This window comes from Cryobacterium sp. TMB3-10, assembly GCF_004402305.1.
Classification (GTDB): Bacteria; Actinomycetota; Actinomycetes; order Actinomycetales; family Microbacteriaceae; genus Cryobacterium; species Cryobacterium zongtaii.
In genome coordinates this window covers 1-20,291 of record NZ_SOGH01000026.1, presented here as the reverse complement: position 1 = coordinate 20,291, position 20,291 = coordinate 1, and the positions used below count along the sequence as shown (strand labels likewise).

General features: G+C 66.4%; 17 protein-coding genes. 13 read left to right on the top strand and 4 right to left on the bottom strand.

Annotation, left to right across the window (positions count from 1 at the left end; translation table 11 throughout):
- Positions 1 to 13: 13 nt before the first annotated feature.
- Positions 14 to 1,024 (bottom strand): LacI family DNA-binding transcriptional regulator, encoded by a 1,011-nt coding sequence (locus E3T22_RS14025; RefSeq protein WP_088455043.1) that lies wholly within the window; start codon positions 1,022 to 1,024, stop codon positions 14 to 16.
- A gap of 300 nt (positions 1,025 to 1,324) precedes the next feature.
- On the opposite strand from E3T22_RS14025, the gene E3T22_RS14020 reads away from it, so the two are divergent.
- From E3T22_RS14020 to E3T22_RS14005, 4 genes are all read left to right on the top strand, one after another.
- Positions 1,325 to 2,641 carry an ABC transporter substrate-binding protein gene (locus E3T22_RS14020; protein ID WP_088455044.1) on the top strand — a complete coding sequence of 439 codons (1,317 nt, stop codon included), beginning with the start codon at positions 1,325 to 1,327 and terminating at the stop codon, positions 2,639 to 2,641.
- A gap of 153 nt (positions 2,642 to 2,794) precedes the next feature.
- On the top strand, positions 2,795 to 3,928 hold the full coding sequence (locus E3T22_RS14015) for a carbohydrate ABC transporter permease (protein WP_103460512.1): 1,134 nt from the start codon (positions 2,795 to 2,797) through the stop codon (positions 3,926 to 3,928).
- A complete protein-coding gene (locus E3T22_RS14010) occupies positions 3,925 to 4,899 on the top strand; it encodes a carbohydrate ABC transporter permease (protein WP_088455046.1) in 975 nt (324 codons plus the stop codon). Before E3T22_RS14015 ends, E3T22_RS14010 begins: the two co-directional genes overlap by 4 nt.
- 90 nt (positions 4,900 to 4,989) lie before the next feature.
- Positions 4,990 to 6,882, top strand: coding sequence for an ABC transporter ATP-binding protein (locus E3T22_RS14005; RefSeq protein ID WP_134408362.1), 1,893 nt, complete (start codon positions 4,990 to 4,992; stop codon positions 6,880 to 6,882).
- A 37-nt stretch (positions 6,883 to 6,919) separates the two neighbouring features.
- Here E3T22_RS14005 and E3T22_RS14000 read toward each other — a convergent pair whose 3' ends face one another.
- Both E3T22_RS14000 and E3T22_RS13995 read right to left on the bottom strand, forming a co-directional pair.
- A complete protein-coding gene (locus E3T22_RS14000) occupies positions 6,920 to 7,579 on the bottom strand; it encodes a DUF305 domain-containing protein (RefSeq protein ID WP_134408361.1) in 660 nt (219 codons plus the stop codon).
- Complete coding sequence (locus E3T22_RS13995; RefSeq protein WP_088455049.1) at positions 7,560 to 8,246, bottom strand: DUF3105 domain-containing protein; 687 nt, start codon at positions 8,244 to 8,246, stop codon at positions 7,560 to 7,562. The genes E3T22_RS14000 and E3T22_RS13995 overlap by 20 nt, the downstream gene beginning before the upstream one ends.
- 273 nt (positions 8,247 to 8,519) lie before the next feature.
- Between E3T22_RS13995 and E3T22_RS13990 the strand changes: the two genes are divergently transcribed.
- The 3 genes from E3T22_RS13990 to E3T22_RS13980 all read left to right on the top strand — a co-directional run bounded on the left by E3T22_RS13990 (position 8,520) and on the right by E3T22_RS13980 (position 11,914).
- Positions 8,520 to 9,884, top strand: coding sequence for a cystathionine beta-synthase (locus E3T22_RS13990; RefSeq protein WP_088455050.1), 1,365 nt, complete (start codon positions 8,520 to 8,522; stop codon positions 9,882 to 9,884).
- A 13-nt stretch (positions 9,885 to 9,897) separates the two neighbouring features.
- Positions 9,898 to 11,058: a cystathionine gamma-synthase gene (locus E3T22_RS13985; protein WP_088455051.1), complete on the top strand. Its 1,161-nt coding sequence runs from the start codon at positions 9,898 to 9,900 to the stop codon at positions 11,056 to 11,058.
- 181 nt (positions 11,059 to 11,239) lie between these two features.
- Positions 11,240 to 11,914, top strand: coding sequence for a cyclase family protein (locus E3T22_RS13980; RefSeq protein WP_241983690.1), 675 nt, complete (start codon positions 11,240 to 11,242; stop codon positions 11,912 to 11,914).
- Positions 11,915 to 11,991: 77 nt separating this feature from the next.
- On the opposite strand, the gene E3T22_RS13975 is transcribed toward E3T22_RS13980, so the two are convergent.
- Entirely contained in the window at positions 11,992 to 14,022 is a 2,031-nt protein-coding gene (locus E3T22_RS13975) for a beta-galactosidase (RefSeq protein ID WP_134408359.1), read from the bottom strand.
- 193 nt (positions 14,023 to 14,215) lie between these two features.
- On the opposite strand from E3T22_RS13975, the gene E3T22_RS13970 reads away from it, so the two are divergent.
- From E3T22_RS13970 to E3T22_RS13945, 6 genes are all read left to right on the top strand, one after another.
- Entirely contained in the window at positions 14,216 to 15,517 is a 1,302-nt protein-coding gene (locus tag E3T22_RS13970; protein WP_134480895.1) for an ABC transporter substrate-binding protein, read from the top strand.
- 224 nt (positions 15,518 to 15,741) lie between these two features.
- Entirely contained in the window at positions 15,742 to 16,611 is an 870-nt protein-coding gene (locus tag E3T22_RS13965) for a carbohydrate ABC transporter permease (RefSeq protein ID WP_134480918.1), read from the top strand.
- Between the two features lie 3 nt (positions 16,612 to 16,614).
- Positions 16,615 to 17,520, top strand: a complete 906-nt coding sequence (locus E3T22_RS13960) for a carbohydrate ABC transporter permease (protein ID WP_088455055.1) — start codon at positions 16,615 to 16,617, stop codon at positions 17,518 to 17,520.
- 19 nt (positions 17,521 to 17,539) lie between these two features.
- Positions 17,540 to 18,556: a LacI family DNA-binding transcriptional regulator gene (locus E3T22_RS13955; protein ID WP_088455056.1), complete on the top strand. Its 1,017-nt coding sequence runs from the start codon at positions 17,540 to 17,542 to the stop codon at positions 18,554 to 18,556.
- Between the two features lie 161 nt (positions 18,557 to 18,717).
- Positions 18,718 to 19,737 carry a LacI family DNA-binding transcriptional regulator gene (locus E3T22_RS13950; protein ID WP_103460502.1) on the top strand — a complete coding sequence of 340 codons (1,020 nt, stop codon included), beginning with the start codon at positions 18,718 to 18,720 and terminating at the stop codon, positions 19,735 to 19,737.
- Positions 19,738 to 20,001: 264 nt separating this feature from the next.
- Positions 20,002 to 20,291, top strand: a 290-nt coding sequence (locus E3T22_RS13945) for a class II aldolase/adducin family protein (RefSeq protein WP_174776860.1), incomplete at its 3' end; no start/stop codon positions are given.

Sequence of the window (20,291 nt, the reverse complement as noted above, 5' to 3'; positions counted from 1 at the left end):
CCGGGTCACCGGGTCACCGGGGTGCGCTGGTGCTGGAGCGCATGACCAGGTTGGTCGGCGCCCTGGTGAGCCCGGGTGTGACCGGCGCCGACGGCTGCTCGAGCGCACCCAGCAGGGACTCAACGGCCATCCTGGCCTGGTTGCGCGGGTGCTGTTCGATGGTGGTGAGCCGGAACATCTCGGCATACGGATGGCCGTCGATGCCGATCACCGAGAGCTCGGACGGGATCAGGATGCCGAGCTCCCTGGCCGCGACAATGAGGCCGAACGCGATCTCGTCGCTCGCCGCGAAGACCGCCGTCGGCCGCCGGTGCGGATTACCGAACAGCGCCAGACCGGTCTCGTACCCCCCGGGAACCGTGAAGGCGCAGGGGGCGAAGCGGCCATCCCTGGACAGGCCGGCGGCGTGCATGGCCGAGTTGAAACCGGTGAGCCGTTTGGTGTGCACGGCAAAGTCCATCTGGTCCACCTGATCACCGCCGACATGACGGATGTCGGTGTGCCCGAGGCTGATCAGGTGTTCGGTGGCCAGGCGCGCGGCCGCGATGTCGTCGATCGCGATGGTATGCACGCCGGGGATCTCACCGCCGATGCCCACCAGAGGACGGCCCAGCCGGTGCAGGAGCTCCACCTCGGCATCGCTGAGCTCGACGCCCACGGAGATGACACCGTCGAACCGCTTGCGGGCGAGGAAGAAATCGAAGACCCGCTCCCGTTCGGCCGAATGTGCGGGGAGGTTGTAGAGCGTCATGTCGTAGCCCTCGGCGAGCAGGGACTGCTCGAGGCTCTCCAGGATCTCGGAGAAAAACCAGCGGCTGATGAAGGGAATGATCACGCCGATGCTCTTGGTCCGGCCGGTCACCAGGCTGGCCGCATTGGGCGAGGCGACGTAGCCGATCAGGGCGGCGGCGTCGACCACCTTCTGACGCGTTTCGTCCGACACGTAGCCCCGGCCGCTGAGCGCCCGGGAGGCCGTGGCCTTGGCGACGCCGGCCATGCGTGCTACATCCGCGATCGCGCTCATGCCAGCCTCCCCGTCGTTGGAACCGCTCTGGCCACCATATCTCCTCGGCGGCCGGGCTGGAATCGGTTCCAGAAATTCGACACCGAAGTGTGACCGGTTTGAAGCGTCGTTGGCATGAGAGCGCGATCTTTGTCAATCTGTAACCATATTGGGCTTGTGTCGAACGAATCTGTGCCGTACTTTGTGGTGTGGAACCGGTTCCTTGTGCAACCGTTTCCAGCACGACGAGCAGTTCCTGCAGCACCTTGGTGTTTGTCCGGGGGATCCCGGCGCACCGCAACCACTCAACGAGGAGGAAGAATGCGGTCATTCCACCGCCGAATCACAGCACCCATCGCCATGGTCGCGATTGCCGGGCTGACATTGGCCGGCTGTTCCGGTGGTCCCGGCAGCACGAGCGCCGAAGCCGGAGCCGAGGGTGACGGTGTCGTCACCGTCTACGGCACCATCGCTGACACCGAGGCCGAGCTTCTCGAAGAGTCCTGGAAGGCTTGGGAAGAAGAGAACGACATCGACATCCAGTACGAGGCGTCGAAGGAATTCGAAGCTCAGATCGCCATCCGTGCTCAGGGCGGCAGCGCTCCAGACCTCGCGATCTTCCCGCAGCCCGGCCTGATGGCCGACCTCGCCAGTCGCGACTTCCTCAAGCCGGCCCCCTCGTCCGTTGAAGACAACGTCGACGAGTTCTGGTCGTCCGACTGGAAGGCATACGGCACCGTCGGCGACACGTTCTACGGCGCTCCGCTGATGGCCAGCGTCAAGGGCTTCGTCTGGTATTCCCCGGCCAAGTTCACCGAGTGGGGTGTCGAAGTTCCCGAGACCTGGGACGAGCTCCTCGCCGTGACGAAGACCATCCAGGAGAAGACCGGCAGCGCCCCGTGGTGCGCCGGATTCGGCTCTGGTGACGCAACCGGTTGGCCGGGCACGGACTGGGTCGAGGACCTCGTTCTGCGTGAGGCCGGCGCTGAGACCTACGACAAGTGGGTTGCCAACGAGATTCCGTTCACGGACCCGGCGATTGCATCCGCATTCGACTCCGTCGGCGAGATCCTGCTGAACCCGTCCTACGTCAACGCCACCTTCGGCGATGTGAGCTCGATCAACAGCATCGCGTTCGGTGACGTAGCCACGCCGCTCGCCGAGGGCACCTGCGCCCTGCACCACCAGGCCTCCTTCTTCGACGGCTTCATCACGGATGCCGGCGGCGAGGTCGGTCCCGACGGTGACGTGTGGGCCTTCATCACCCCGGCCCAGGAGGCCGGCAGCCAGGCTGTCACCGGTGGTGGCGAGATTGTCGGAGCGTTCTCGGACGACGCAGACACCCAGGCCGTGCAGACGTACCTCTCCAGCGATGACTGGGCGAACAGCCGCGTCAGCCTCGGCGGGGTCATCAGCGCCAACTCGGGTCTCGACCCGGCCAACGCGCAGAGCCCGATCCTGCAGGAAGCCATCAAGATCCTTCAGGACTCGGAAACCACTTTCCGCTTCGACGCCTCCGACCTGATGCCCGGCTCCGTTGGCGCCGGCACCTTCTGGAAGGGAATGGTCAACTGGATCAATGGAGCCCCGACGGGTGAGGTGCTCACGAGCATCGAAGCCGGCTGGCCCTCCAACTAGTCTGGTTCGACAACCGGCTCGTCTAACAGCCCAACCGTGCGGGTCGTCCTCTGAGGAGGGCGACCCGCACCCCCTACTGGTGTACCGGGGCGGTGGTATTCCGCCCCACCAGCAAAACACTGTGAGTCCGCAGTCGTACTCGAGAGGTTTCACATGTCGGCATTCCTTGCCTGGCTGGCTGACTTGCCGCCCCTGGTTCAAGTCCCCATCATCATTCTCGCGTTCGTGGCCCTGGTGGCCGCGATCCTGTTCTTCGTCGAAATAGCCCCGCGAACGGGCACCGTTTACACCGTCATCCGTCTCGCCGTCTGCATCGCCGCACCCCTGCTGATCCTGGTCGCTGCCGGATCGTACTGGTGGGCCATCGCCGCGGCTGCCGTCCTCGGTGGGGTCTTCTTCATCGTCGACTACCGCTCGCGCTCCGGCGCCGGCTACCTCTTCCAACTCTTCGGCTTTCTCGCGCCGGCCATCCTGCTCCTGATCGTCGGCCTCGTCATTCCGACCATCCAGACCACGGTGCAGGCGTTTATGAACTCGCGGGGAACCGAGTTCATCGGCTTCGACAACTTCATCTGGGTGTTCACGCAGCCCGAGGCCATCCGCACCGTACTCAACACGATCGTCTGGGTGCTCATCACCCCGCTCGTATCGACGATCGCCGGCCTGGCCTACGCGGTCTTCATCGACAAGAGCCGAGGTGAGAAGTACTTCAAGATCATGGTCTTCATGCCCATGGCCATCTCCTTCGTCGGGGCGTCCATCATCTGGCGCTTCATCTACACGGCGCGTCCGGCCGACCAGAATCAGATCGGCCTGCTCAACCAGATCGTGGTGTGGCTCGGCGGCAACCCCGTCGACTTCCTCGCCGTCGCACCCTGGAACACGGTCTTCCTGATCGTCGTGCTGATCTGGGTGCAAACCGGATTCGCCATGGTGGTGCTCTCCGCGGCCATCAAGGGTGTGCCGGCCGAGCAGCTGGAGGCCGCCGAACTCGACGGCACCAACGCGTGGCAGAAGTTCACCAACGTCACGGTTCCCGGCATCCGCAGCGCCCTCATCGTTGTCCTGACGACGATCTCCATCGCCTCCCTCAAGGTCTTCGACATCGTCCGGACCATGACGGCAGGCTCCAACGACACGAGCGTCATCGCGAACGAGATGTACACGCAGTTCAAGAACTTCGAGCAGGGCCGGTCCGCCGCCTTCGCCGTGATCCTGTTCCTGCTCGTCCTTCCGATCGTCGTCTACAACGCCCGCCAGATTCAGAAGCAGAGGGAAATCCGATGAGCGCGATTCTTCCGGTGGAGCTCCCCGTCGACAAGAACACCAAAAACCAGCTCCGCCGCGGCGAACGCCGCGGGGAGTTCACCGCGGCCAAGCGCACCAAGAAGCGGTTGACCAGCCGGGGCGCCACGATCGCGGCACTCGTGATCGCTGTGCTCTGGACGGTGCCCACCTTCGGTCTCTTCGTCTCCTCGTTCCGCCCGGCCCAGGAGGTGCGCACCACCGGATGGTGGACGCTCTTCTCGAACTGGGGCCTCACCCTCGACAACTACAGCGAGGTGCTCCAGGCCGGTAACAGCCAGCTGAACCTGGCCGGCGCTTTCATCAACTCGATCGCGATCACCCTGCCGGCCACGCTGCTGCCCCTGATCATCGCCAGCCTCGCGGCCTACGCGTTCGCGTGGATCAACTTCCGCGGCAAGAACGTGCTGTTCATCGCGGTTTTCGCGCTGCAGATCGTTCCGCTGCAGATGGCCCTGGTGCCGCTTCTGCAGTTCTTCTCACGGGGTGAGATCTTCGGCTTCCCGGTGGTCTCCTCGATCAGTGACGCCGGCGGCTATTCGCAGGTGTGGATCGCACACACGATGTTCGCTCTGCCGCTGGCCATCTATCTGCTGCACAACTTCGTGTCTGAGATCCCCGCCGACGTCATCGAGGCGGCGCGGGTCGACGGCGCCGGTCACGGGCAGATCTTCTTCCGGATCGTGCTGCCGCTGACCATGCCCGCGATCGCGTCCTTCGCCATCTTCCAGTTCCTCTGGGTCTGGAACGACCTGCTCGTGGCGCTGATCTTCGCGGATGGCGCGGTGGCACCGATGACCAAGCTGCTGGCCGAGATCACCGGTAGCCGGGGCCAGGACTGGCACCTGCTCACAGCGGGCGCGTTCATCTCGATCCTGGTTCCGCTGATCGTCTTCTTCAGCCTGCAGCGCTACTTCGTGCGCGGCCTGTTGGCCGGTTCCACGAAGGGCTAACTTCCTCACCTGGCCGGGCCGGCACTGGACTCGGCTGCGACGGACCGGTCCCGGATTTCCGGGGCCGGTCCGCTGTCTTAGAGTGAGACCATGAGCGGATCGCACGGCACGGGCGGACGTCCCCCTGAAGAGTTTCGTGGCCGCCGCAACCGCGTCAGCGGTGACGACCCGGCCGCCCAGAAGGCGCAGAACGCCGAAGCGCCCGAGATTCCCAACCTGTTCGACCGCATCAGGGCGCTGTTCGCCCCGCACGCCCGGAAGCTCACCGTCACCGTCATCCTGGTGCTGATATCTGCGGCACTGTCGGTGCTTCCGCCGCTGCTGATCCAGCGCGCGTTCGACGAGGGTCTGTTCCCGCCCTCTGGCGGCCCGGACCTGCAGCGGCTGACCGTGCTGGTGGCGCTGATGATCGCGGCCTATCTCACCACCGCGCTGCTGGGCGTCTGGCAGACCTGGCTCACCGCAACCGTGGGCAACTCGGTGATGGGTGAACTGCGGGTGCGGCTGTTCACCCACCTGCAGGCGATGGAGCTGAGCTTCTTCACCCGCACCAAGACCGGCGTGATCCAGTCCAGGCTGCAGAACGATGTCGGCGGGGTGGCGAGCGTGCTCACCAACACCGTCTCCAGTGTGCTCGGCAACGCCGTCACGGTGATCGCCGCGTTCGTGGCAATGCTGCTGCTCAACTGGCAGCTGACGATCGTGGCCGTGATCCTGATGCCGATCTTGGTCTTCGCACAGCGCCGGGTGGGCCGGGTCCGGGCCCGCATCGCGGGCAAGACCCAGGAGTCCCTCTCCGACATGACCGCGATCACCCAGGAGACCCTGAGCGTGTCCGGCATCCTGCTGTCCAAGAGCTTCACCCGGCAAAAGGCCGAGATCGCCCGGTACGCGCACGAGAACGACAACCAGGTGCACCTGCAGGTCAGCCAGCAGATGAGCGGCCAGTGGTTCTTCGCCATGGTCAGCATCTTCCTGTCCAGCATCCCGGCCATCGTCTACTTGGTGGCCGGCCTCCTCCTCACGAACAGCGCCACCGACATCACCGCGGGCACCGTCGTGGCCTTCACCACGGTTCAGGCGCGGCTGCTTTTCCCTTTGCTGGGGCTGATGCGGGTGGCCCTGGACCTGCAGACCTCCAGCGCACTCTTCGCGCGAATCTTCCAATACCTCGACCTCACCCCCGCCATCAGCGACGCTCCCGGTGCCCGCCCGGTGCCCGCAGTCACCGGTCGGGTGCAGTTCGACGCCGTCACCTTCGCCTACCCGGATGCCGACGCCGACGCCCGGCCGACCCTCGACGCGGTCTCGTTCACGATCGAACCCGGCGCGTTCGCCGCCTTCGTCGGGCCCAGCGGCGCGGGCAAGACCACGGTGTCGTACCTGATCCCGCGCTTCTACGAGGCGACGGGCGGCCGGGTGCTGTTCTCCGGGGTCGACGTGCGTGACCTCGAGCAGGAGTCGCTGGTCTCCCACATCGGCATCGTGAGCCAGGAAACCTACCTCTTCCACGCGACCATCGCCGAGAACCTCCGGTACGCCAAACCCGAGGCCACGGATGCCGAGCTCGAGATCGCCGCGCGGGCCGCGAACATTCACAACACCATCGCGTCTTTCCCGGACGGCTATGACACCGTGGTCGGCGAGCGGGGCTACCGGCTCTCCGGCGGCGAGAAGCAGCGGGTGGCCATCGCCCGGGTGCTGCTGAAGGACCCTGAGGTGCTGATCCTCGACGAGGCGACCAGCGCCCTGGACGCGATCTCCGAGCGGGTAGTGCAGGCCGCCCTCGATACCGCTTCCCGGGGGCGCACGACCATCGCCATCGCCCACCGCTTGTCGACGATTGTGACCGCCGACGTGATCTTCGTCATCGACCACGGTCGCGTCGTCGAGGCCGGCACCCACCAGGAGTTGCTCGCCGAGGGTGGCACCTACGCATCCCTCTACGCCGAGCAGACCCCCGTGCAGGCTCGCGAACTGTGAGATAGGCCCAGAAAACCTCGAGTTTCTGGTGCTGAGGTCACGGCTCGCGGTCGGCGAGCATGGACTCCATGAGGGTGATCTCGGCCTCCTGGGAGATGATCACCGAGTTCGCAAAACCGAGCACCGAGGTGTTGTTGGCGCGATCTTGCACCGACTCGGCCATTTCGACGGCGCCCAAGTGGTGGGCGATCATCAGGGTGAGGAACCGGCGCTCGGCGTCGACTCCCGTCGACGCGGTGAGGCCGGCGATCTGCTCGTCGGTGGCGAGCCCGGGCATCGGGGCGCCCGGGGTGTGGGTTCCCTCGGGGTGCGCGTGAGAGGTGTCCGAACGGCCGGGCCGGGTCATCCAGGTCATCGAGGGTTCGGGGCCAGCCTGGGACAGGTCCCACTCGGTGAGCCAGCCGTAGAGCTGGCCGGCCTGCTGCGCCTGGGTAGTGGCGATGTCGTAGCCGAGCAGGCGCACATCCGCCGCCTCGGTGCGGTCGCGGATGATCATGGCCAATTCGACCCCCTGCAGGTGGTGCACCTGCATGTCGCGCGCAAAACCGGCCTCGGCGCTGGTCGATGTGGGCGTGGGATTGTCGATGGTGCTCAACCGGCCGACGGAGAAGCCGACCAGGCCGATCGCGACGGCCGCAATCGCGGCCGTGACGACCAGCGCGGCACGCCGGGCCGAGCTACGCCTTTCCGGGGGCATCGTAGGCGCCGGTGCAGAGCGCGCCGGGTTCGGGAACGTTGTTGCTCTTCCAGTGCTCTTCGAAGAACGCGGCGATGCGCTCATCGTCGGCCGAGTCGACCTGCAGCTGCACGTTCCAGCCGCTCACCACGATGGGGGCGGGCAGGCCGTCGAACGGCGAGAGGATCACGTAGGTGGACGGGAGCGCCTGCTTGAGCGTGGCCAGCTCGTCATCGGACATGGCGGGGTCGTAGGTCACCCAGAGGGCACCGTGCTCGAGGGAGTGCACGGCGTTCTCGTTCGGCACTGGTTCGGTGTAGACGCCGCAATTCAGCCAAGTGGGATTGTGGTCGCCGCCGGCGGGCGGAGTCTGCGGGTACGAGACGGGGGTCTCCACGTGCAACGAGGCGTTCTCGAACGTTTCCACACCGTCGATGTCGGCACCGTCGCCACCGGCGGAGTAGCTCGCGCTCTGCGGGGTCAGCACGATCGAGGTGATCAGCAGGCCGATGACCGCGACGGCCACGGTGATCCCGCTGATCAGGCCGATGCGCCGGTTGCGGGCGCTGCGTTTTTGATCGCGGTGGTACTGCTCGAGCTTCTGGGCGCGCTGCGCCGCCCGTTGCTGCTTGACGCCGGGCTTGGGCGACGAAGATCCGGATGTGCCGGTGGGCGGGGCAGGGGTCACGAGGGGCCTCTTTCGTTTGCTGTGCACTTATTCGAACGCATGCACCGGTGCGTGGGCTTCCTCGGTTTGTGATCTCACAGATGCTTCACAGGCTGGCCGCGCCTCCCGGGCGGCGACTAGAGTGAAGGAGTGATCACCCTGACGTCGTGTCCCTGTTGCTGCTTTCGCTAGCCGACCCGCACACTCACACTCTCGGTACCAGGACCGCCCACCCAGGCCAGCGGCCACGCCTGCATCGTCCCGCGACACGTCGATCGACGTAAGGATCCCATCATGAAAATCGCCGACACCATTCTCGACCTCATCGGCAACACGCCGCTGGTCAAGCTGCACAAGGTCACGGAGGGCGTGTCCGCCACCGTGCTGGTCAAGCTCGAATATCTCAACCCCGGCGGGTCCGCGAAGGACCGCATCGCGACCCGCATCATCGACGCCGCCGAGCGTGACGGGCAACTGCTGCCGGGCGGCACCATCGTCGAGCCGACCTCCGGTAACACCGGCGTCGGCCTGGCCCTGGTGGCCCAGCAACGCGGCTACAAGTGCGTATTCGTGCTGCCGGACAAGGTGGGCGAGGACAAGCGCAACGTTCTCACCGCCTACGGCGCCGAGATCGTCGTGACACCGACATCCGTCGCCCCCGACGACCCCGAGTCGTACTACAGCGTGTCGGACCGCCTCGCCCGCGAGATCCCCGGCGCCTTCAAGCCCAACCAATACGCCAACCCGAACGGCCCGCTCAGCCACTACGAGTCCACCGGCCCGGAGATCTGGCGCGACACCGACGGAACGGTCACCCACTTCGTCGCCGGCGTCGGCACCGGCGGCACCATCACCGGAACCGGCCGCTACCTGCGGGAGGTGTCGAACGAAGCCGTGCGCATCATCGGCGCCGACCCCGAGGGGTCGGTCTACTCCGGCGGCACCGGTCGGCCCTACCTCGTCGAGGGCGTCGGCGAGGACTTCTGGCCTGGCGCGTACGACCCGGCCGTTCCGCACGAGATCATCGCGGTCTCCGACGCCGACTCCTTCGCCATGACCCGCCGTCTCGCCCTCGAAGAGGGCATCCTGGTCGGCGGCTCCAGTGGCATGGCGGTCGTCGCGGCGCTGCGGGCCGCGAAGGACCTGCCTGCCGACGCCGTCGTGGTCGTGCTGCTGCCGGACGGCGGCCGCGGCTACCTGGGCAAGATCTTCAACGACGGCTGGATGCGGAGTTACGGCTTCTCGAATGCGCCCGCCGGTCACACCGTCGCCGACCTGCTGCACTCCAAGACCGGCACCCTTCCGGCGTTCGTCTATGTGCACCCGAACGACACCGTGCGCGACGCCATCGAGACCATGACCTCGGCGAGCGTGTCACAGCTGCTCGTACTGACGGCCAAGCCGCCCGTCGTGATGGGCGAGGTTGTCGGTGCGCTCGACGAGCGCAGCCTGATGGGCCGGGTGTTCTCCGGCGAAGCCCAGCTCACCGACAAGGTCGGCTCGATCGTGGGCGACGCCCTGCCACTGATCGGCGTGAACGAGCCCGTCGGTTCGGCGCGCGCCGCGTTCGCCGAACACGATGCGCTGCTCGTCACCGACGGCGGCAAGCCGCTCGGCGTGATCACCCGGCACGACCTCCTCACCTACCTCAGCGTCTGAAAGCGATAACACCATGAGCCAGTCCGAGAACCAGAAGTTCAACACCATCGCCATCCACGCCGGTCAGGAATTCGACCCGACCACCGGCGCCGTCATCCCGCCGATCTACCAGACCTCCACCTACGTGCAGGACGGCATCGGGGGACTGCGCGGCGGCTACGAGTACAGCCGCGGCGGCAACCCCACCCGCACGTCACTGGAAACTATGCTCGCCGCACTCGAAGGCGGCCGGCACGGGCTGTCGTTCGCCAGCGGCCTCGCCGCCGAGGACAGCCTGCTGCGCGCGGTCCTCGTTCCGGGTGATCACGTGGTGCTCGGCAACGACGTCTACGGCGGCACGCACCGGCTGATCAACCGGGTGCACGGCGCCTGGGGTGTGCGCAACACGACGGTGGAGATGAGCGACCTGACCGCTGTCGAGGCCGCGATCCTCCCCGGCGAAACGAAGATCCTCTGGGTGGAGACGCCGAGCAACCCGCTGATGAAGATCAGCGACATCGCCGGCCTCGTCGAGATCGGCCACCGCCACGGCGTGCTCGTGGTCGTGGACAACACCTTCGCGTCCCCCGCCCTGCAGCAGCCCCTCGCCCTCGGCGCCGACGTCGTCGTGCACTCCACCACCAAGTACCTCGGCGGACACTCCGACGTCATCGGCGGCGGCCTGGTCATCAACGATGACGAGCTCGCCGAGAAGGTCAAGTTCATCCAGTTCGCGGCCGGCCCGGTGTCCGCGCCGCTGGACGCCTGGCTCACCGTGCGCGGCATCAAGACCCTCGCGGTGCGGATGGACCGGCACAGCAGCAACGCACTCACCATCGCCCGGTACCTCCAGACCCACCCCGCCATCGAGAAGGTCTACTACCCGGGCCTGGAAAGCCACCCCGGCCACGAGCTGGCCAAGGCACAGATGAGTGCCTTCGGCGGCATGCTCTCCCTGGCGTTCCGCGGCGGCGAAACCGCGGCCCGGCGGTTCGCCGAGTCGATGCACCTGTTCCAGCTGGCCGAATCGCTCGGCGGCGTCGAATCGCTGGTGAACTACCCGTCCGAGATGACCCACGCCTCGGTGCGCGGAACCGAGCTCGAAGTGGCCACCAACATCGTGCGCCTGTCGGTGGGCATCGAAGACATCGACGACCTGCTGGCCGACCTCGCTCAGGCCCTGCCCAGCGCCTGAGGCCGGCGCCGGGTGGTGCTGTGGCAGCACGCGGTCACTCCGGGGTGGCGGGAAGTCGATGAACCATGTCAGTTCTGCCATTGGCGGGGCCGCGCGGATCGGGCACACTGGACCCAAGGGAGCGGTTTTACTCCCAACCAGGTCTTTTTCCCCTCCCCGTGACCGATCAGAGAGAACTCCTATGCCGGCTTCCGCCTCCAGCTTCGTCGACCTCAGCCACGAGATCAGCGCGGGGCTGGTGACCTACCCCGGACTGCCGGCGCCGGTGATCACACCGCACCTCACCAGGGCGGATTCGCGCAGCCGTTACGCGGAGGGCACCGAGTTCGCCATGGACACCATCACGATGATCGGCAACACCGGAACGTACCTCGACAGCCCGTTCCACCGGTACGAGGGCGGGGTCGACCTGGCCGGGCTGCCGCTCGAGGCTCTCGCCGACCTGCCCGCACACGTGTTCCGCTGCGAGCAGGCGTCGGAGCGAGCGATCCCGGCGGCTGCCTTCGACGGCCTGAACCTCGGTGGAACCGCCGTTCTGCTGCACACAGGGTGGGACCGCCACTTTGGCACGGCAGCTTACGCGAGCAGTGCGCCGTTCCTCACCGGGGACGGCGCCAGGGCGTTGGTGGCCGCCGGCGCGACCCTGGTGGGAATCGATTCCCTCAACATCGACGACACCGAGTCCGGCGGGGAGCGGCCGGCGCACTCACTTCTGCTGGCCGCGGGGATCCCCGTGGTCGAGCACCTCACCGGGCTCGGCGGGCTCCCCGACCGGGGAGCCCGATTCACCGCCGTGCCACCGCGGGTGCGGGACTTCGGCACCTTCCCGGTGCGGGCGTTCGCCCGGCTGCCCTGACCCTGCAACTGTTCCCCGTGCGGACACGTGCGCCCGGTGCGCCGGGAACAGTTGTCCGCACGGGGAACAGTTAGCCGCTATCGGACGCTGTGCACCACGCGGGTGAGTCCGGCCGGTACCAGGACGGTGCCGTCGACCGTGGCCTGGGTGAGTAACTCGGTGCCGGAGGCCGGCCAGGACTGGTCGGCATCCGTGTGGTTGATCACAAACAGGAACTCGTCGGTGTCGGTGGACCGGATGATGGTCTCGACGCCGTCGATGCCGCGGGCCGCCTCGATGCCGGCGGTGTTGAGAACGTCCAGCAGCAGGGAGTCCAGGTCGGTTCCGGTGAGCTTGGTCGAGATGTACCAGGCCGACCCCGCACCGAACGCGTTGCGGGTGAGGGCCGGTCCGCCGGCGGCCGGGCCGTCCACGTACCGGGCCAGCACCTCAGCGGTGGAGACCTCGATGTCGTCGGTCCAGGCGGTTCCGGTGCGGGAATCGCTGAGGGTGACGGTCTCGTTCTTGTGCAGGGGCAGGAACTCCGGGATGGTCAGGCCGAGCACCTCCCGGAGCGCGCCGGGCGCGGCTCCCGGGTAGACGGTGTCGTTCTCGTCGACGATGCCGGAGAAGTAGGAGACGACCAGGTGGCCGCCGTCCCGCACGTAGCCGGTGAGGTTCTCCGAGGCCGCCGGACCGGCGAGGTAGAGGCTGGGCGCGATAACGAGGTCGTAGCCGGTGAGGTCGTCGCGCGGATGCGCGAAGTCCACCGACACGTTGCGGTTCCACAGCGCCGTGTAGAAGGCCTCGAGGCGTTCGCGGTGGCCCAGTTCGGCGCTCGGGCGCCATTCGAAGTCCTGTGCCCAGAACGACTCGGTGTCCCAGAGCAGCGCGACGCGAGCCTGCACGCGGGAGCCGCGCACGGCCTCGAGGGACCCGAGGGTTTCGCCCAGGGCGACGACCTCGCGCCAGACCCGGGTCTCGGCTCCGGCGTGCGGCAGCATCGCGGAGTGGAACTTCTCAACGCCGAACCTGGAGGCCCGGAACTGGAAGAACAGGATGCCGTCGGCGCCGCGGGCCAGGTGGGAGAGTGAGTTGCGGGCCATCTCGCCGGCACGCTTGGCGATGTTGCGGGGCTGCCAGTTGACGGCGCCGGTGGAGTGCTCCATCAGGATCCACGGGGCGCCGCCGGCCAGCGACCGGGACAGGTCGGCATCCATGGCCAGCAACACATGGTTGTCGGCGCGTTCGGCCACCAGGTAGTGGTCGTTGGCGACGATGTCCACCTCCCTGGCCCACTTCCAGTAGTCGGGGGAGAGGCAATTGGTGGCCATGAAGTTGGTGGTCACGGGGATGTCCGGGGTGAACCGGCGGATGACATCGCGCTCGTTGATGTAGCACTCGAGCAACGCGTCGGAGGTGAACCGGTGGAAGTCCAGGCGCTGCGCCTGGTTGCTCACCGAGGCCGACTGGCGGGGCGCGTCGATCTCGTCCCACTCGCCGTACACCTGTCCCCAGAAGGTGGTGCCCCACTTCTCATTGAGGGTGTCAAGGGTGCCGTAACGCTTCTGCAGCCAGACCCTGAAGGCGGCGACGGAGTGGTCGTCATAGGAGTCGCTGATGGGCGCACCGTACTCGTTGTGCACGTGCCAGAGCACAAGGGCGGGGTGGTTCGCATACCGGCGGGCGAGCTGCTCGGTGATGGCCGCGGCGGCCCGGCGGTAGTCGGGGCTCGACGGGCTGACCATGCCGCGGGAACCGTTGCCCAGGGTGATGCCGTCCCGGGTGACCGGCCGGGAGTCCGGGTATTTCTTCCAGAACCAGGCCGGCGGGGCCGCGGTGGGCGTGGCGAGGTCGATGTCGATGCCGGCCTCGTGCAGCAGGCCGAAGATGTCGTCGAGCTTGCTGAAGTCGTATTCGCCCTCGCGTGGCTCCAGGATGCCCCAGGCGAAGATCGCGATGCTGACCAGGTTGATCCCGGCCTGCTTCATCAGCTTGATGTCTTCCAGCCAGGTCTCGCGGGGCCACTGCTCCGGGTTGTAGTCGCCACCGTAACGAAGCCCGGTCGTGCCCTTCAACCACCGGTCTGTCGCGGGCGCTCTGGCGGGGAATGGGGTGTGGATCGACATTGGTCTAAGGCTCCTTCAACTGTGTGCGCTCCCAGTTCTAGCACAGCCGATTGTCATAATCCAGATCAAGACCGCATGTTGACACGGCTAGAAATGTGTGAATTACTAGTACCGCTCCCAGTCAAGCCCGAGTTTTCTCGATACGACAGCTGGGCGCCACCACACAGCACCCAGCTTTCATCAAGGAGGACGAATGCGCACGTCAATTCGGGTAGGGGCAGTGGCCATGGCCACGGCCGCCGCACTGCTCATGTCAGGTTGTTCGGCAAACACGGGCGGGGGTGACGACGGCCCGGTCGAACTGAACTACTGGGCCTGGGCCCCGAACCTCGAAGAGGTCGTTGACATCTGGAACGCGGAGAACCCCGACATCCAGGTCACCGTGCAGAAGCAGGACGGCGGCGACCCCGCCATCACCAAACTGCTCACGGCCATCAAGGCCGGCAGCGGTGCACCCGACCTGATCCAGGCCGAGTACCAGAAGATCCCCACCCTGGTCTCCTCCGACGCTCTCGCCGACCTGTCCGAATACGGCGACGGCGACGTCCAGGATGCCTTTGCCGACGGCGTCTGGGACTCCGTCACGCTCGGATCCGACGCGATTTACGCGATCCCCCAGGACAGCGGACCGATGATGTTCTTCTACCGGGCCGACATCCTCGAGCAGCTCGGCCTGGCCGTGCCCACCACCTGGGACGAATACGCCGCCGTCGCCCGCGCCGTGCACGCTGCTGACCCGGCCAAGTACCTGGGCACCTTCTCGTCCAATGACGCCGGCTGGTTCACGGGCATGGCCCAGCAGGCCGGTGCCTCCTGGTGGGGCATCGACGGTGAGGCCTGGAGCGTCGACATCGCCGAAACACCCACCGAGACCGTTGCCGGTTACTGGGGCGGCCTCGTCGAAGAGGGCGTCATCGACAACAAGCCCATGTACACGCCCGAGTGGAACGCCGGCCTGAACAACGGCGAACAGGTGGGCTGGCTGAGCGCCGTCTGGGCACCCGGCGTGCTCGGCGGCAACGCTGCAGACACCGCCGGCCTCTGGAAGGCCGCGCCGATGCCGCAGTGGGATGTCGACGCGCCCGCGACGGGCAACTGGGGCGGATCGTCAACGGCCGTCACCACGCAGTCCGACCACCCGGAGGAGGCCGCCAAGTTCGCCACCTGGCTGAACACCGACGCCGAAGCCGTCCAGGCCCTGGTCACCACGGCCGGGATCTACCCCGCCGATGCCGAACAGGCCAAGGCCGCGCTGACCTCCCCGCCGGAGTTCTTCAGCAACCAGCCGGACTTCTACGAGGTCGCCGCCGAGGTGGCCGACACCGTGAGCCCGTTCACCTACGGACCGAACGTGAACGTGGCCTACAGCGCCTACAACGACGAGTTCGCGAAGGCGGCCGACGCCAAAACCCAGAGCGCCTTCCTCGATGCCGTCGCTGCCATGCAGAAGATCACCACCGACGACATGAAGAAGAGCGGCTTCACGGTCGAATAGACGCGGTCGAATAGACGCGGTCGGGTACCGTCGCGTCTCGCCCCGGAGAGTCCGCCGGCCCACCGGCCGGCGGACTCCCTCCACCATCCATCACCACCCCAGATCGTGTCGATTGAGGACAACCCGTGACAGTGACAGAGGCCCCCGTGGCCACCCGGAGCAGCACCCCGACGGTTCGCCGGGGACGCGGCACCTTTCGTTCGAGGGTGCTCGTGCCCTACGCCATGCTGGCCCCTGGCATCATCCTGTTCGTGGCCTTCATGGCCGCGCCCATCGTCTACACGCTCTTCCTGAGCTTCCAGAAGACCAAGGTGTCCGGCCTCGGTCTCGGCTCCGGCGCTCGCAGCACGGTCTTCGCCGGCATCGACAACTACGTCACGACCCTCACGAACACCGAATTCGGCGCCAGCGTCGGACGAGTGCTGGTCTACGGCTTCATCCTGATCCCACTGATGCTGGGCCTCGCGCTGCTCTTCGCCCTGCTGCTGGATTCCAGCCGCACCCGCGCCGCCGGGTTTTCCCGCACCGCCATCTTCCTGCCGTACGCCGTTCCGGCCGTGATCAGCTCCCTGCTCTGGGGTTTCCTCTACCTCCCCGCCGTGAGCCCGTTCTACTTCGTCTTCGACAAGCTCGGCTGGGACGTGCCCTCGCTGCTCTCCTCCGGCGGGGTCACCTTCGCGATCGCCAACATCGCCCTCTGGGGCGGTGTGGGATTCAACATGATCGTGATGTATACCTCCCTCAAGTCGGTACCGTCCGACATCTACGAAGCCGCCAAACTGGACGGAGCCAGCGAGATCCAGATCGCGCTGCGAATCAAGGTCCCCATCATCGCCCCGGCGATCGTGATGACCGCGCTGTTCTCGATGGTCGCCACCCTGCAGGTGTTCGCCGAGCCCACCACGCTCCGCCCGCTCACCAACTCGCTGTCCACCAGTTGGTCGCCGCTGATGCTGGTCTACCGGGATGCGTTCACCCGCGACGACATCTACTCCGCCGCCGCCACCTCGATCGTCATCGCCCTGGTGACCTTCGCCTTCTCATTCCTGTTCCTGCGCGTTGTGCAGAAACGCGCCTTCGGCCAGGAGGACTGACCCATGACAACCACACTCACGCCCACCCGGCCCGACCGCGCCCAGCGCAAGGCCGAGCGGGCCTCGGCCCGCACCTTCCGGCAGAAGGCCAGCCCGGTGTCCACCGGCATCCTCATCATCGGTGCGATCTACTGCCTGTTCCCGGTCTTCTGGGTCCTGATGGCGTCGAGCAAGGACAGCTCCGAACTGTTCTCCACCTTCACGCTGATGCCGAGCACCCACCTGTGGGACAACATCGTGCAGCTCAGCCAGTACCGCGACGGCCTGTTCTGGCGCTGGGTGCTCAACACCGCGATCTACGCGGGCGTCGGCGCCCTGGCCTCCACCTGGATCTCGGCGATCTCCGGCTATGTGCTGGCCAAGTTCGAATTCCCCGGCAAGAAGGTCGTCTTCTCGATCCTTCTGATGGGCGTGCTGGTTCCCGGCGTCATCCTGGCCATCCCGCAGTACTTCCTGCTGGCCGAGGTGGGCCTGACCAACACCATGTGGTCGGTGCTGCTGCCCCAGATCATCAGCCCGTACGGCATCTACCTGGCTCGCATCTACGCCGCCGCCTCCGTACCCACCGAGGTCATCGAGGCCTCCCGCACCGAGGGCGCCGGCGAGCTGTACATCTTCAACCGCATCGCCCTGCCGATGATGGGCCCGGGCCTGGTGACGATCTTCCTGTTCCAGTTCGTGGCGGTCTGGAACAACTTCATGCTGCCCTACATCATGCTCGGCGACGACAAACTGTTCCCGGTGACCGTCGGCCTGAGCGGCCTGCTCAACCAGGGCGCATCCGCACCGTCGATGTACACCCTCGTGATCACCGGCGCGCTGCTGTCGATCATCCCCCTGATCATCCTGTTCCTCGTTCTGCAGCGCTACTGGAAGGTTGACCTCGCGGCCGGTGCGGTCAAGGCCTGACGGTCGCTAGGCTTCACTCGTGACCCCGCCACCCGCCAAGCGCCGGCCGACCATCGATGATGTGGCCGCCGCTGCCGGCGTGTCCAGGGGCACGGTGTCCAGGGTGCTCAACGGCGGCCACTGGGTGAGTCCGGATTCGCTGGCCTCTGTCAACAGCGCGATCAAGAAGACCGGTTACCGGGTCAACCCGCACGCCCGCAGCCTCGCCACCAGCCGGGCGAATTCGGTGGCGTTCCTGCTCACCGAATCACACGACCGCCTCTTCGAAGACCCGAACTTCGCGGTGCTGATGCGCGGGGCGTCGAAGGCGCTGTCCGAACACGACATCTCGCTCGTGCTGATCATGGCCGGTAACGAGGACGAACAGCGCCGGGCGACCGAGTTCATCACCGCCGGTCACGTCGACGGGGTGCTGCTCGTGTCCTCGCACAGCGGCCGGCGCGGCCTGATCTCCGAGATCATCGCCGCGAACGTGCCGGCCATCGCCTGCGGCGTGCCGCTGGGCTTTGAGAGGAAGATGGGTTACGTCGCCGCGGACGACTACGAGGGGGCCAGGGAAATGGTCCGCTATCTGCACGGGCTCGGCCGTTCCCGTATCGCGACCATCGCCGGACCGGAAGATACCTCTGGAGGCATGCGTCGGTTCGAGGCATATGCCGACGAACTCGGGGCGGCCTTCGACCCGAGTTTCGTGGCCCGCGGCGACTACAGCCGGGTCAGTGGGGCGCTGGCGATGACCGAGCTCCTGGAGAGCCAGCCCGACCTCGACGCCGTCTTCGCGGCGAATGACATGATGGCGGCCGGCGCCATCGACGTGTTGCTGGCGTCCGGCCGCCGGGTACCTGACGACGTCGCCGTCGGCGGCTTCGACGACGCCCCAGTGGCGACCATGACCATTCCGGGTCTGACCACGATGCACCAGCCGTTCGAGAGGATCAGCGAGGAAATGGTGCGTTTGCTGCTGCGAGTCATCGATGGTGAACGGCCCGCCGCCATCGTGCTGCCCACCGATCTGGTGGTGCGCGAGAGCGCCTGAGTCGAGTGCGCTTCCGCGACAAGGTGCCCTTGTGACTGTCACATGGCTCCATTGCTGGGGCATGTGACCGTCACATAGTGCACTTCGTCATGGCGCGTCGCGTGCATAATTGGGGTGCGTCCACAATTGTGACCGTGCACATTCGAACGAGGCCTCCTCCCGTGCCAGCTGATCTGCCCAAGAGTCGCGCACCCAGCATCCGGGATGTCGCGCGCCTTGCCGGCGTGTCGCACCAGACGGTCTCCAGAGTGCTCAACAACCACCCGAGCATCCGTGATTCGACCAAGGCCCGCGTGCAGCAGGTCATGGAGGACCTGCAGTACCGCCCCAACCGGGCGGCCCGTGCCCTGTCCCGCGGCACGTCGCGCACCATCGGGGTACTCGCGGCGTCGAGTTCGCAATACGGACCGGCCAGCAGCATCGCCGCCATCCAGGATGCCGCCCGCGAAGCCGGCTACTACGTCAACACCGCCAATCTCACCTCCGTCGACCCGGACACCATCGAGGCCGCCCTTGACCACCTGATGCTGCAGTCCGTGGAGGGAATCGTCGTCATCGCCCCGCAGATGCGGGTCTTCGACGTCCTCGAACAGCTCTCCATCGCCGTGCCATACGTGACCTTGCAGTCCACCGGGAAGCTGAATGAACACGGCCTGTCTTTCGACCAGATCTCCGGTGCCCGGGCCGCGACCCGGCACCTCATCGACCTGGGTCATCGCAATATCTACCATCTGGCCGGTCCGCAGGACTGGATCGAGGCCGAGGCCCGCATGCGCGGCTTCCTCGACGAGATGGGGGCGATGGATGTGCCGACCACGGCGCCCATCCTGGGCGACTGGACCGCCGACTTCGGCTACTACGCCGGCCGCGAGCTGTTGCGGGTGCGCGATTTCACCGCCATCTTCTCGTCGAACGACCAGATGGCGCTCGGCCTGATGCATGCCATCAGGGATGCCGGACTGAGCATCCCGGGCGATGTCAGCGTGGTCGGCTTCGATGATATTCCGGAAGCGGCACATTTCTGGCCGCCGCTCACGACGGTGCGGCAAGACTTCCCCGAACTCGGTCGACGCTGCATGGCGCTGCTGCTCGACGACATCAGCGCCGTCTCCCCAGAGCGCCGCGGCGCCATCATCCCCGAGCTCGTCGTGCGGGCGTCCACGGGCCCGCCGGCGTTCTGACCGGCACCATCTGGCGCCAGGTCGGGCCCCTGATCAAGGCTGTTACCCAAAGGTGATAATCCGAACTTGACAGATGTTTCCCAGATGCGACTAACATGAGGTCAGCAATGTGACCGTTCACATTTGAAGTTTCACCCGTAGCACCTCAGACAAGGGAGTCGATTCTGTGAGCACGTCCACCGCGCAGCGCGCCGCACAGGCCGCAGCTGCAGACGAGTCTTACGCCTCCGGAATCGGCAACCCTGCAGCTGCCGCGGTGTCGGTATGAGCACCTTCGGCCCGCAGATCGAGGTCGCGATCGCGCGTGTGCGGGCGGATATCGCTCGGCTGCATGGTGAGTTGACGGCCAATGGCTTGGTGGTGTGGACCGGCGGTAACGTGTCGGGTCGGGTGCCGGGCGCGGACTTGTTTGTGATCAAGCCGTCCGGGGTGGATTATGCGGATTTGGCGCCGGAGAACATGATTCTTTGTGATCTGGATGGCAGTGTCGTTCCGGAGACTCCGGGTGCGGACCGGTCGCCGTCGTCGGACACGGCTGCGCATGCGTATGTGTA

Coding starts and splice junctions, on each gene's coding strand:
- E3T22_RS14005 (WP_134408362.1), top strand. CDS start 4,990: ATGAGCGGATCGCACGGCACGGGCGGACGTCCCCCTGAAGAGTTTCGT.
- E3T22_RS14000 (WP_134408361.1), bottom strand. CDS start 7,579: ATGCCCCCGGAAAGGCGTAGCTCGGCCCGGCGTGCCGCGCTGGTCGTC.
- E3T22_RS14020 (WP_088455044.1), top strand. CDS start 1,325: ATGCGGTCATTCCACCGCCGAATCACAGCACCCATCGCCATGGTCGCG.
- E3T22_RS13990 (WP_088455050.1), top strand. CDS start 8,520: ATGAAAATCGCCGACACCATTCTCGACCTCATCGGCAACACGCCGCTG.
- E3T22_RS13975 (WP_134408359.1), bottom strand. CDS start 14,022: ATGTCGATCCACACCCCATTCCCCGCCAGAGCGCCCGCGACAGACCGG.
- E3T22_RS14010 (WP_088455046.1), top strand. CDS start 3,925: ATGAGCGCGATTCTTCCGGTGGAGCTCCCCGTCGACAAGAACACCAAA.
- E3T22_RS14015 (WP_103460512.1), top strand. CDS start 2,795: ATGTCGGCATTCCTTGCCTGGCTGGCTGACTTGCCGCCCCTGGTTCAA.
- E3T22_RS13985 (WP_088455051.1), top strand. CDS start 9,898: ATGAGCCAGTCCGAGAACCAGAAGTTCAACACCATCGCCATCCACGCC.
- E3T22_RS13960 (WP_088455055.1), top strand. CDS start 16,615: ATGACAACCACACTCACGCCCACCCGGCCCGACCGCGCCCAGCGCAAG.
- E3T22_RS14025 (WP_088455043.1), bottom strand. CDS start 1,024: ATGAGCGCGATCGCGGATGTAGCACGCATGGCCGGCGTCGCCAAGGCC.
- E3T22_RS13965 (WP_134480918.1), top strand. CDS start 15,742: ATGCTGGCCCCTGGCATCATCCTGTTCGTGGCCTTCATGGCCGCGCCC.
- E3T22_RS13970 (WP_134480895.1), top strand. CDS start 14,216: ATGCGCACGTCAATTCGGGTAGGGGCAGTGGCCATGGCCACGGCCGCC.
- E3T22_RS13980 (WP_241983690.1), top strand. CDS start 11,240: ATGCCGGCTTCCGCCTCCAGCTTCGTCGACCTCAGCCACGAGATCAGC.